General features: G+C 57.9%; 13 protein-coding genes. 7 read left to right on the top strand and 6 right to left on the bottom strand.

Annotation, left to right across the window (positions count from 1 at the left end; translation table 11 throughout):
• Positions 1-121 precede the first annotated feature (121 nt).
• Positions 122-1,435, top strand: coding sequence for a DEAD/DEAH box helicase (locus LA304_RS04775; protein ID WP_224501978.1), 1,314 nt, complete (start codon positions 122-124; stop codon positions 1,433-1,435).
• A gap of 65 nt (positions 1,436-1,500) precedes the next feature.
• Here the strand turns inward: LA304_RS04775 and LA304_RS04770 are convergent, their stop codons facing one another.
• Complete coding sequence (locus LA304_RS04770) at positions 1,501-1,959, bottom strand: hypothetical protein (RefSeq protein ID WP_224501977.1); 459 nt, start codon at positions 1,957-1,959, stop codon at positions 1,501-1,503.
• A 385-nt stretch (positions 1,960-2,344) separates the two neighbouring features.
• Between LA304_RS04770 and LA304_RS04765 the strand changes: the two genes are divergently transcribed.
• A complete protein-coding gene (locus tag LA304_RS04765; protein ID WP_224502477.1) occupies positions 2,345-2,932 on the top strand; it encodes a thymidine kinase in 588 nt (195 codons plus the stop codon).
• A 3-nt stretch (positions 2,933-2,935) separates the two neighbouring features.
• Here LA304_RS04765 and LA304_RS04760 read toward each other — a convergent pair whose 3' ends face one another.
• The 4 genes from LA304_RS04760 to LA304_RS04745 all read right to left on the bottom strand — a co-directional run bounded on the left by LA304_RS04760 (position 2,936) and on the right by LA304_RS04745 (position 5,240).
• Complete coding sequence (locus LA304_RS04760; RefSeq protein WP_224501976.1) at positions 2,936-3,277, bottom strand: tRNA-binding protein; 342 nt, start codon at positions 3,275-3,277, stop codon at positions 2,936-2,938.
• Positions 3,274-4,077 (bottom strand): pyrroline-5-carboxylate reductase, encoded by an 804-nt coding sequence (gene proC, locus LA304_RS04755; RefSeq protein WP_224501975.1) that lies wholly within the window; start codon positions 4,075-4,077, stop codon positions 3,274-3,276. Before proC ends, LA304_RS04760 begins: the two co-directional genes overlap by 4 nt.
• A gap of 104 nt (positions 4,078-4,181) precedes the next feature.
• Positions 4,182-4,682 carry a type III secretion system chaperone family protein gene (locus LA304_RS04750; protein WP_224501974.1) on the bottom strand — a complete coding sequence of 167 codons (501 nt, stop codon included), beginning with the start codon at positions 4,680-4,682 and terminating at the stop codon, positions 4,182-4,184.
• 309 nt (positions 4,683-4,991) lie between these two features.
• Positions 4,992-5,240 carry an accessory factor UbiK family protein gene (locus tag LA304_RS04745; protein ID WP_224501973.1) on the bottom strand — a complete coding sequence of 83 codons (249 nt, stop codon included), beginning with the start codon at positions 5,238-5,240 and terminating at the stop codon, positions 4,992-4,994.
• Positions 5,241-5,354: 114 nt separating this feature from the next.
• Between LA304_RS04745 and lgt the strand changes: the two genes are divergently transcribed.
• The 4 genes from lgt to LA304_RS04725 all read left to right on the top strand — a co-directional run bounded on the left by lgt (position 5,355) and on the right by LA304_RS04725 (position 9,264).
• The gene (gene lgt / locus LA304_RS04740; RefSeq protein ID WP_224502476.1) at positions 5,355-6,221 is read left to right on the top strand and encodes a prolipoprotein diacylglyceryl transferase; all 867 of its coding nucleotides are present in this window, start codon (positions 5,355-5,357) and stop codon (positions 6,219-6,221) included.
• Complete coding sequence (locus LA304_RS04735; protein WP_224501972.1) at positions 6,218-7,288, top strand: class I SAM-dependent methyltransferase; 1,071 nt, start codon at positions 6,218-6,220, stop codon at positions 7,286-7,288. Before lgt ends, LA304_RS04735 begins: the two co-directional genes overlap by 4 nt.
• Positions 7,285-8,043 carry a peptidoglycan editing factor PgeF gene (pgeF, locus tag LA304_RS04730; protein ID WP_224501971.1) on the top strand — a complete coding sequence of 253 codons (759 nt, stop codon included), beginning with the start codon at positions 7,285-7,287 and terminating at the stop codon, positions 8,041-8,043. Before LA304_RS04735 ends, pgeF begins: the two co-directional genes overlap by 4 nt.
• Before the next feature lie 303 nt (positions 8,044-8,346).
• Positions 8,347-9,264 carry a Hint domain-containing protein gene (locus tag LA304_RS04725; protein WP_224501970.1) on the top strand — a complete coding sequence of 306 codons (918 nt, stop codon included), beginning with the start codon at positions 8,347-8,349 and terminating at the stop codon, positions 9,262-9,264.
• Between the two features lie 119 nt (positions 9,265-9,383).
• Here LA304_RS04725 and LA304_RS04720 read toward each other — a convergent pair whose 3' ends face one another.
• Positions 9,384-9,884: an Lrp/AsnC family transcriptional regulator gene (locus LA304_RS04720; RefSeq protein WP_224501969.1), complete on the bottom strand. Its 501-nt coding sequence runs from the start codon at positions 9,882-9,884 to the stop codon at positions 9,384-9,386.
• A gap of 250 nt (positions 9,885-10,134) precedes the next feature.
• On the opposite strand from LA304_RS04720, the gene trxB reads away from it, so the two are divergent.
• Positions 10,135-11,079, top strand: coding sequence for a thioredoxin-disulfide reductase (trxB, locus tag LA304_RS04715; RefSeq protein WP_224501968.1), 945 nt, complete (start codon positions 10,135-10,137; stop codon positions 11,077-11,079).
• The last annotated feature ends 34 nt before the right edge of the window (positions 11,080-11,113 follow it).

Here is an 11,113-nt window from a genome sequence, read left to right as displayed (position 1 = left end):
GGGTCCGGCGGAAAGACGGGGTGCGCATATGGCCATCTCCGGTGACCTTTTCCGCGACCAACCAAGCGTTCGCTCCGGCGGGCGTGTCATCGCGTGTGGGCCCGCCCACCAAAGGACATATATGACTGATTTTTCCATGCTCGGCCTCAAGCCGAAGCTTCTCGATGTGCTGAAAGACATTGGCATCGATACCCCGACCCCGATTCAGGCGCGCGCCATTCCCGAAGTGATGAATGGCCGCGACGTGATGGGCCTCGCCCAGACTGGCACCGGCAAGACGCTGGCCTTCGGCCTTCCGCTCATGCACATGGCCTACTCCGACGGATCGAAGCCCGCGCCAAAAACAGTGCGCGCACTCATCCTCGCGCCGACCCGTGAGCTCGTGAACCAGATCGCAGATGGTCTGTTCCCGTTCATCAAAGGCAGCCACCTGAAACTCAACCGCGTTGTTGGCGGCGTCTCGATCAACGCCCAGATCAACCGCCTCGATCGCGGCACTGATATTCTCGTGGCAACGCCGGGTCGTCTCATGGACCTGATCGACCGCAAGGCTGTGCGCCTTGACGAGACCACCTTCCTCGTGCTCGATGAAGCCGACCAGATGCTCGACATGGGCTTCATCCATGCGCTGCGCAAACTCGTCCCGATGCTCGCACAAGAACGTCAGACGATGCTCTTTTCCGCGACCATGAGCAAAGAGATGAACGAGATCGCGAAAAGCTATCTCAAGTCTCCTGTTCGTATCGAGGTCTCTCCTCCGGGCAAAGCCGCGGACAAGATCGAGCAGGAAGTCCACTTCGTGCCGCAGCCGGAGAAATACGAGCTGCTCAAAGAGCTGCTCTGCGATCACGCAGACGAACTTGCGCTCGTCTTCGCCCGTACGAAACATGGCGCAGAGCGTCTCGCGAAGAACCTCGTCCGCGATGGTTTTGAGGCTGGCGCAATCCACGGCAACAAATCTCAGGGCCAACGCGAGCGCACGCTCGCCGCAGCGAAGAGCGGCAAGCTCAAAGTGCTCGTCGCCACCGATGTCGCCGCGCGTGGTATCGACATTCCGGCGGTGCGTCACGTTTACAACTTCGAACTTCCGAACGTGCCTGAGAACTTCGTGCACCGTATCGGTCGGACGGCGCGTGCCGGGCGCGACGGCAAAGCGGTCGCTTTCTGTGCACCGACCGAGCTCGACGATTTCCGTGCAATCCAGAAGGTTATGAAGATCAAGATTCCAGTGGCAACATCTGCCTCTTGGGCCGCTGATGACCAACCGGCGGCACCGAAACCCAAGCCGCAACGTCGCGGTCGTGGTGGAGGTCAACCGGGCCAAGGCAAAGCGCGGGCCGGCGGAGGTGGCAAACCGAATGCGCGCCGTGGTGGCGGCAAGGGCCAGGGCAAACCCGCCAACGGGCGCCCCCAGCGCCAGCGGTCGCGCGCATAAGTTAGAAACACAAAAGGCGGCTCACCGGCCGCCTTTTTCTATGCTCACGTTGCGAGTGGAGTGGATCAAGTCGCTTCCTGTTCGAGGTGCAGCTTCATGTTGATCAATACCTGCTGCAATTCGAGCGTCTCGCGAAGAAGGCGCTTCGCTTCGTTGAATGTGATGATCCCGTCTTCGATCGCGTCGGAATATTCCCCCATCAAGATCGCAAACCGCTGCGACAGCGCGACAACGTCGGTGTTCACGCCGCCCGGATGCGGGTTGTTGGTGCGGGATGCATCATAGGACAGGGTGATCCCTTTCAACTCCGCCAACGCGGAGGTGACGTGCGGATAGCTTGCTGCAGCTTCAAGCTGGGCCACGGCATCCGCTGGAATAAACCTGTCCGCATGTTCCGCAGCCGTTGAGTAGTAACGCCCGAGAGTGGCCTTAGATTTGCCCGTCAAAGCACATGCCGCCTCAAGACCCACGTCTTTCACGAGGGCTTCGGTGTGCTTTTTCAAATAATTTCCCGCAGCATTCATGGCTCACGCCCTATCTGAATAATAAAATTGCGTGATCCCTGATGGGGAATTCGCCGATTCATTTCCCATTAATTTGACGATTTTATTATGACACACAAGTCGGGTTACCGCGTTCGTCGGAATCAAAAAGAATTCGGTGCAGAGATGCATCGGATCGGGTGGAAGCCTCAACAGGGGGGGAAAACGTTAACAAGTACCTTTGTCTAGCTCCTCATCCCCAAGCCTTCGGGCGCGCTGGACATGTTTTATGGTAAACCCCGTTTTTATGGTTTCCACCCGTCAATATCAGGCACGGGTCACCTTTGGTGGCCCGTTTCTGTTTTTCAGGTAACAGACCGCATTCTGCCCCTTGATCCTGCGGCCCCGTGTCTGGCACATGATCGGCATGGCAAAGCTCTATTTTCATTACTCGACCATGAATGCGGGCAAATCGACGCTCCTGCTTCAAGCATCCCACAACTACCGTGAACGCGGGATGGAGACCTACCTCATCACGGCGCGGTTTGATAACCGTGCGGGCGAAGGCCGGATCGGGAGTCGCATCGGGATCGGGACAGATGCAGATACCTTCGAGGAAGGTGAAGACCTCTTTGCCAAGATCAACGCCCGTTTGGCGGACGGCCCCGTCACCTGCATTTTCGTCGATGAAGCTCAGTTCCTGACCGAAGAGCAGGTTTGGCAACTCGCGCGCGTCGTTGACGATTTGAAAGTGCCCGTGATGTGCTACGGGTTGCGCGTCGATTTTCAGGGGCATCTTTTCCCGGGGTCGGCGGCGCTCTTGGCGCTTGCTGACGAGATGCGCGAAGTCCGCACGATCTGCCACTGCGGAAAGAAAGCGACCATGGTGGTGCGGATGTCTGAGACTGGCGAGGTACTCACCGAGGGCGCACAAGTCGAGATCGGCGGCAACGAGCGCTACGTGTCCCTCTGCCGCCGCCATTGGCGTGAGGCGGTCGGAGACCACCCCACCTGAGCTTCAGTGCAGGCGCCCGCCTTTCGGAACGTCCAAAGACGGCTGAGCCAAAACGACGTCGCCGTTCTCATCAGGGAAGCCGAGTACGAGAACCTCGGACATGAACCGCCCGATCTGACGCGGCGGGAAATTCACAACGGCCATCACCTGCTGCCCTACGAGCGTCTCCGGCGCATAATGCACCGTGATTTGCGCCGAGGATTTCTTTTCACCGATCTCCTCACCGAAATCGATCCAGAGCTTGATCGCGGGCTTGCGCGCCTCCGGATAGGGTTCTGCCCGCAAGATGGTGCCGACGCGCACTTCAACCTTCAGGAAGTCATCAAAGCTAATCTGGTCGCTCATGCGAGTTCCTCGTCGCGTTTGATTGCGGCTGCAACGGCACGCTCCATAAGAACCGGAAAGCCGGTTTCCTCATCCATGAGCACACGCAGGGCTTCCGCAGTGACGCCACCTGGTGAGGTCACATTAACACGCAGTTGCGCCGGATCTTCGTCAGACGCTTCGGCCAATTGCCCTGCCCCGCCAACGGTTGCCTTGGCGAGTTGCATCGCCATTTCGGCAGACAAGCCAGCCTTTTCGCCCGCAGCGGCCATGACCTCGATCAGGTGGAAGACATAGGCCGGACCGCAGCCGGAGATTGCAGTCAGCGGACGGATTTGGGCCTCGGTTTCGAGACGCACGACCTGACCGACGGCTTTGAGCAACTCTTCCGCGAGGTCGATATCTTCGGCGGAGGCGACAGCGTTGCCGACAATCCCCGTGATCCCGCGACCAATCGCAGCCGGTGTGTTCGGCATTGCACGGATGATCGGGGTCTTTTCGCCGAGCATCTCCTCGTATGTGGCAATGCTGATACCAGCGGCGACGGACAGGAAAACGGTCGACCCGTTCCCAAGTGCCTGAAGGGTCGGGAGCGCATCGCCCATCATCTGCGGCTTCACTGCGATCAGAACGATGGCGGGGTTTTCCGGAAGGTCCGTGTTCAGGTTCACCCCTGTGGCCTGCAGCCACTCCGACGGATACGGATCGAGCACAGTGACAGAAGACGCAGGCAAGCCACCATCGAGCCAACCCTTGAGCATGGCCGAGCCCATTTTACCGCAGCCCAAGAGAACCAATCCGCGTGTTTTCAGATCATCCATTTTTTCGCCTCACTCAAAAGAAATACCCCCGAAGGATTCGGGGGCACTCTATCAATCATGCCCAAACGTGCAACGCAGGCTGGGTCTTGCAAATTTGTGGCAGCTTACGCGCGCCCGTAGGCCTCGTGGATCGCGACACTCATGGCCTCTTCCGGCGTTTGGTCGGACCAAGCAACGAGTTGGAAGGCCGGATAGAAGCGCTCGGACGCTGCGACGGCAGAGCCGATCAACCGGTCGACCTGCTCCGGATTGGCGATCTGACCACCGGAGAGCACGAGACCGTAGCGATAGACCATGATCTTTTGCTCATCCCAGTAGGTGAAGGCACCGGTCCAGATCTGGTCATTCGCGCGATTGAGCACTTCGAAGAGTTGCGGCAGCTTCTCCTCCGGCGGCTCCATTTCAAAGGTGCAGATGAGGCGCAGAGTCTCGTCATAATCGGACCATGCGAGCGTGATGGAGTATGTGCGCCACTGACCCTCGACCGCCATGGCGATCTGATCCTCAGCAACCCGATCAAATTCCCACTCATTGTACTCGCACAAGTGCTCGCACAGGTCGATCGGATGGATTTCGGTGGAGAATTCTTGCTCAATAAGCGACATATGCAGCCTCGTCTGTTATGCGTCAGAGTGGCGTCGCGACATCCCCATGCGCGTCCGTAGAAGGCGGCCACTATGACTTGGTGCCTGCTCTAAGGGTCGGTTTGTTTTCCGCTTCCCTTACTAGATATGGTGTGATGAAAGCACCGAACCTGTAAAGCGAAATATTTGCGTTATCCCCACCAAACGCCCGCGCTCCACAGGATGCCTATTTTTTCCACAGGGGCTGTGGATAGCTTGTGGATAAGAAAAACCTATAAAAAAAGGCCCCCTACAGGGAGCCTCCAATCCGTAAAAACCACCGCGTAAAGCTTAGGCTTTTTTCTCAGCTTCAAGTGCATCAAGGCGCTTCTTGAGCGCTTCATTCTCTTCGCGGGCCTTCTGAGCCATGGCGCGCACCGCGTCGAACTCTTCTCGGGTGACGAAATCGCGGTCCGCGAGCCAACGATCTACGAGGCCTTTAAGCGCGGTATCAGCTTCGTCCTTCGCGCCTTGAGCCACGCCCATGGCATTGGTCATCAACTGGGAAATATCGTCGAGGATCTTGTTGCGGGTCTGCATGGCTGTCTCCGTCCAGCGAATTCTTGAAAGGTTGTGATCTATATGGGCCGGTCCGAGACAAATCACAAGGTTGACTTCCCCTTTGCGGTTACGACAGTTGCGGTCATGTTGACTCTGCCTGCTGTAATCGCATTTCCCGACCTCTCGCCCGTGATCTTCGAAATTGATCTCGGGTTCTTCGTCTTTGCGCTGCATTGGTACGCGCTGGCCTATATCGGCGGCTTTCTGATCGGATGGGTGCTGATCCTGCGAGCGCTGAAAACTGAGCGCCTCTGGAGCAATGGTGTGCCCCTGACACGCGAAGAGTTCGAGGATTTGCTCACGTGGCTGATTGCAGGCGTCATCCTCGGCGGGCGTCTCGGCTATGTGCTATTCTACAAACCCGCCTACTATTTCTCGAATCCGGTCGAAATCCCGATGGTTTGGCAAGGGGGCATGGCCTTTCACGGCGGCTTTCTCGGTGTCATCGTTGGCGCAGGCATCTGGGGCCTAAAACATAAGAAGCCACTTCTATCCCTTGGCGACCTGCTCGCGATGGCAACGCCGACAGGATTGCTCCTCGGGCGGATCGCGAATTTTGTGAATGCCGAACTTTGGGGCAAACCGTGGGATGGGCCGTGGGCTGTGGTCTTCCCTGGCCCCGCCGCGCAATCCTGCCAAAACGTCGGCATGCTCTGCGCGCGACATCCCTCCCAGCTCTATGAAGCAGGTATGGAGGGGCTGATCCTCGGCACCCTCATCCTGTCGCTCGTGTGGTTTGGCGGCGCTCTGAAGCGTCCCGGCTTCATCATGGGGCTGTTCTTTGCGGGCTATGGCCTCTCGCGTTTTATCGTGGAATTCTTCCGGCAGGCCGATGCACAGTTCATCACTGCCGCCAATCCCTCCGGCGCCGTCTTTCTCGGGATGCAGATGGGACAACTTCTGTCCCTTCCGATGATCCTGATCGGCCTCTTCTTTATGCTGCGGGCCAAATGGACATGACCGCGCTCAAAGACATTCTGATCCGCCGCATTCGTCAGACAGGGCCGATCACTCTCGCGGACTACATGGCCGAATGCCTGCTCCACCCTGAGCATGGCTACTACACCACGCGCGATCCGCTCGGCGCGACAGGGGATTTCACGACGGCACCGGAGATCAGCCAGATGTTCGGTGAGTTGCTCGGCCTCGCCCTTGCGCAGAGCTGGCTCGATCAAGGCGCTCCGGATAGTTTTATCCTCGCCGAACTCGGTCCCGGACGTGGAACACTGATGGCGGACATCCTGCGCGCCACCCGCGCTGTGAAAGGCTTTCATGAGGCCTGCAACGTTCATCTCGTCGAGGCCTCCCCGATACTCCGCAATGCACAGCGCGCGGCAATGCCGGACAGAGAGATCACATGGTGCGACCAGATCACCGATCTCCCCGATGCGCCGCTCTGGCTCGTCGCGAACGAGTTTTTTGACGCACTTCCCATTCGCCAGTTCACCCGCAAAGGCGGAGGCTGGGCTGAAACTCAGGTCGGCTTTAAGGATGACGCCCTGGCCCTCGGGTTGTCTGCGGCCTCACCGCTCTCCGACTTGCGTCACCGCCTTGCCGACACGACCGACGGGAACATCGTCGAACTCTGCCCCGCCGCCGCGCCGATCACAGACGAGATCGCGACGCGCATTGCAACACATGGCGGCGCCGCGATCATTGTCGACTACGGGGATTGGCACTCTCTTGGCGACACATTTCAGGCGCTCGAAGCGCATGAGATGGTCGATCCCCTCGCCCGCCCCGGGCAGGCCGACCTCACCGCCCACGTCGATTTCGAACCGATCGCTATTGCCGCGATCCGCACCGGTGCCGCCGCATCGAAAATGATCGAGCAAGGGCACCTGCTTGCCCGCCTCGGCATCCAACAGCGCGCCGAACGGCTCGCGGAACGGCTCGACGGAAAAGCGCTCGAAAGCCACATCCGCGCATTTGAACGGTTGACCTCTCCCACAGAAATGGGAACGCTTTTTAAAGCTGTGGCCATCGCGCCCGCTCCACACTTGCTGCCTCCGGGGTTTGACGCATGACGCTTGATATCATCCGATCTGACGCACTGAACGGGTTCCAGCACGGCTTTTTCACACGAAAGGGCGGTGCATCTTCAGGCGTTTTTGACGGCCTGAATTGCGGCCTCGCTTCGTCCGATCAGTCAAACATTGTAGCAATAAACCGCAGCCGTGCAGCGGCAGCGCTCGACCTGACACCAGCTGATTTGTTCCCGGCCTATCAAATTCACTCTGCTGATGTCGCGACCGTCACCGGACCCGCATCAGGCCCCGCCCCCAAAGCAGACGGATTGGTCACGGCGACGCCAGGAATTGGTTTGGTCGTCCTGACCGCTGACTGCCAGCCCGTTCTGTTTGCAGATCGTGAGGCAGGCGTTGTGGGAGCGGCCCACGCAGGTTGGAAAGGCGCGATTGGTGGCGTTCTGGAAGCCACGGTCGACGCGATGGTAGCCCTCGGCGCGACGCGCGAGAACATCAGCGCAGTCATTGGCCCGACGATTTCACAACGAGCCTATGAAGTCGGCCCTGAATTCTTTGACGATTTCATGCAGGATGATCCCGACAACGCACGCTTCTTCGCGAACGGAGAGGGAGACCGTTATCTGTTCGACCTGCCCGCCTTCGGCCTACACCGCCTGCGATCTGCGGGGGTCGGACACGCGGAATGGACACGCCATTGCACCTATTCTGATCCGTCGCGCTTCTATTCCTACCGCAGATCATGCCACCAGAAGGAGGCGGATTATGGCCGCCTGATCACCTTGATCCGCCTATGACGAACGGTCGCGCCGGCATGTGTCACCAACCTCAGCCCGCAACGAATCACCTGTACTGATTTTATGCGCACGAACCATGTGCGCAAAAACACAAAGCATCAGCCGCCGCACCGGGATTTTTTGTTCAAACCTTCATCAGTTTGCGCGAGATAATGGCGAAAAATTGGAAACAAAGAATAAAATTTAGAAAAACAATTTCAAAAAATAGATCAATTGTAATTTTTTTTTGACAGACCGGTCATTAATCTGGGATTTACGCGGGACTGGTATTCGGTGGGGGCCGAGAACAGTAACGAGGTTTCGATGTCGCCGATTTTTTCCGGTGTGCGTATTGCTCATGTTGATGCAAACGCGTCTTCCAATAGTTTTAATACGACGACTCCACCTCACGCGTCTGAGGCGCCGAGCTCTCGCCCTCTGATCGACCCGTTCGCCGCCGTTCCGACATCTGTTCCCGCACATTGTGAGGCACGTAAAACCCAGCTGTCCCAGCAGGAATGGTCTGCCCGTTCGTCGAAATCGCTGAGCTTCGAGGAACCGACGCGCCGCGTCGAGATCCAGTGGCTCGACGACAACAACCAACTGCAGTCGGCTCACCCTGCCACACCTGCTCTGCCAATCATCGAAAACGCATTTAACGCATTTGCGCGAGGCGCGCTCATCCCAACGCGTCACGGACGCATTGCGGTTGAAGACCTGATGCCCGGCGATGAGGTCGAGACGGTCGAAGGTGACTTTGAAACCGTTGTCTGGACGGGGGCAATGTCACTCGATAGTCGCGGTCGCGACGGACGCAAGCCAGAGCGCCTGTATCGTATTATGGCGGATACCTTTGGTATGGATCGACCTGCCCCGGATCTGATCCTCGGCGCTGGCGCACGCCTGCTGCTTCGCTCCGAAGGACTGAAAGCATCGCTCGGCACAGATCAGGCGTTGGTGCCAGTGCCGAGCCTCGTGGACGGTGTCTCCGTCTTCGAAGTGACGCCGATCTCGTCGGTGATGACATATCACTTTGCGTTAAACTGCCACCGAATGATCCGTGTGAACGGTTTGGACGTAGAGACTTATCATCCGGGCGCTTCCGCAACGGGTGAACTACAGGGCGAATTGCGTGAGCGCTATATGGCGCTGTTTCCGCATTTGTCCTGTCTCGGAGATTTTGGGGCTTTGTCCCACTCGCGACTATCGTCAGCAATGATTGGTGACCTGTCGCCCAGATAAAAAGTTTCAGCCGGCCGGCGGGGGACCGTTGGCTTTTCCACGAAAACGGTTCGCTCAAAAGGCGAACCGTTTTTTTGTGTCTCATGAAATGAGGGGATCAGGGTCGCGAGGCGACCGCCTCAGGCGTCTTGAGCGACACGGGCCTCGAGCACATCGAAGGGCACGCCTGGTTCATCCTTCGCACAACGGATGACGAGAGACGTTTTGACAGACGCGACATTCTCCGTCGAGAGCAACTCACCCGTCAGAAAACTCTGGAAGGTCGACAGGTCAGGCGCAACGCATTTGAGGATGAAATCCACTTCGCCATTGAGCATGTGGCATTCGCGCACAAGCGGCCATTCACGGCACCGAGCCTCGAATCGGGACAGATCTGCCTCGGCCTGGCTCTGCAGACCGACCATCGCGAAGACCTGAACCTCGAAATTGAGCGCACGGCTATCAACAACGGCATGATACCCCTTGATATAACCGCTCTCTTCGAGAGTGCGTACGCGACGAAGACAGGGCGGCGCAGAGATTCCCACACGCTTCGCCAGTTCGACGTTGGTCATACGGCCATCTGCCTGCAACTCGGCTAGAATTTTACGATCGATCTCATCGAGTTTGTGCGACGGCATTGTATTTCTCCGGACCTCTGTCCAACGGCAAAATTTCTAGACAACTGCGCAGTTACGCCCTTGCGCGCAACATTCTTTCCCATTTAAGGCGGAAACATGCAAGAGCATTTCGCGCACCCTATGCGCACCACGCGAGCACCTGCTCATTTTTTCACCAGCAACTTGCGTGATGCAGGGTTTGATATGCGCTCAAGCGGTGTCTATATCGGGGCCAACGCGAAAGACAACACGAAACACGAGAGGTCCCGATATGGCGGACACGAAACACACGAAAGTTCTGATCATCGGCTCCGGTCCTGCTGGCTACACTGCGGGCATCTATGCCGCACGCGCTATGCTCTCCCCGATCCTTGTGCAAGGCATGGAACCGGGCGGCCAGTTGACCACAACGACCGAGGTCGAAAACTTCCCCGCCTTCACGGAGGTGCAGGGTCCCGACCTTATGGTGAAGATGCAAGAGCACGCCGCAGCGATGGGAACGGAGATCATCTCCGACATCATTACGGAACTCGACACCGATGCGCGCCCCTTCGTTGCCAAAGGTGACAGCGGCACGATTTACACCGCTGACGCCGTTATCCTCGCGACCGGCGCACGCGCTAAATGGCTGGGCCTTGAAACGGAAGAGAATTTCAAAGGGTTCGGCGTCTCCGCTTGCGCGACCTGTGACGGGTTCTTCTATCGCGGGCAGGAGATCGTTGTGATCGGTGGCGGCAACACCGCAGTTGAAGAAGCGCTCTTCCTCACAAACTTTGCCTCCAAGGTCACCCTGGTTCACCGCCGCGATGAACTCCGTGCCGAAAAGATCCTCATCGACCGTCTGATGAAGAACGAGAAAATCGTGCCGCTTTGGGACAACGAACTTCTTGAAGTCTATGGCGACGAGAAGCCGATGAAAGGTGTCAACGGCATCAAAACCAAGAACGTCAAAACCGGCGAAATCACAGACATCCCCGCCCGCGGCGTCTTTGTCGCTATCGGCCACGCCCCAGCGAACGAACTGGTCAAAGACAAGCTCGAGCTGCACAACGGCGGCTACGTCTACGTCAAACCCGGCACCACGGAAACGTCGATTCCCGGCATCTTTGCAGCAGGTGATTTGACTGACCATAAATACCGTCAGGCGGTCACATCTGCTGGCATGGGCTGCATGGCTGCTCTCGACGCCGAACATTGGCTCGCGGCGCAGGAATAACATCTCGGACGCTAACACCAGAAATCCGTTCTGG

The organism is Celeribacter litoreus (genome assembly GCF_020165855.1).
GTDB classification, from domain to species: domain Bacteria; phylum Pseudomonadota; class Alphaproteobacteria; order Rhodobacterales; family Rhodobacteraceae; genus Celeribacter; species Celeribacter litoreus.
The sequence above is the reverse complement of the archived record's forward strand: the minus strand, read 5'-3'. Positions and strand labels throughout refer to the sequence as shown.

Coding starts and splice junctions, on each gene's coding strand:
- LA304_RS04775 (WP_224501978.1), top strand. CDS start 122: ATGACTGATTTTTCCATGCTCGGCCTCAAGCCGAAGCTTCTCGATGTG.
- LA304_RS04770 (WP_224501977.1), bottom strand. CDS start 1,959: ATGAATGCTGCGGGAAATTATTTGAAAAAGCACACCGAAGCCCTCGTG.
- LA304_RS04765 (WP_224502477.1), top strand. CDS start 2,345: ATGGCAAAGCTCTATTTTCATTACTCGACCATGAATGCGGGCAAATCG.
- LA304_RS04760 (WP_224501976.1), bottom strand. CDS start 3,277: ATGAGCGACCAGATTAGCTTTGATGACTTCCTGAAGGTTGAAGTGCGC.
- proC (WP_224501975.1), bottom strand. CDS start 4,077: ATGGATGATCTGAAAACACGCGGATTGGTTCTCTTGGGCTGCGGTAAA.
- LA304_RS04750 (WP_224501974.1), bottom strand. CDS start 4,682: ATGTCGCTTATTGAGCAAGAATTCTCCACCGAAATCCATCCGATCGAC.
- LA304_RS04745 (WP_224501973.1), bottom strand. CDS start 5,240: ATGCAGACCCGCAACAAGATCCTCGACGATATTTCCCAGTTGATGACC.
- LA304_RS04735 (WP_224501972.1), top strand. CDS start 6,218: ATGACCGCGCTCAAAGACATTCTGATCCGCCGCATTCGTCAGACAGGG.
- pgeF (WP_224501971.1), top strand. CDS start 7,285: ATGACGCTTGATATCATCCGATCTGACGCACTGAACGGGTTCCAGCAC.
- LA304_RS04725 (WP_224501970.1), top strand. CDS start 8,347: ATGTCGCCGATTTTTTCCGGTGTGCGTATTGCTCATGTTGATGCAAAC.
- LA304_RS04720 (WP_224501969.1), bottom strand. CDS start 9,884: ATGCCGTCGCACAAACTCGATGAGATCGATCGTAAAATTCTAGCCGAG.
- trxB (WP_224501968.1), top strand. CDS start 10,135: ATGGCGGACACGAAACACACGAAAGTTCTGATCATCGGCTCCGGTCCT.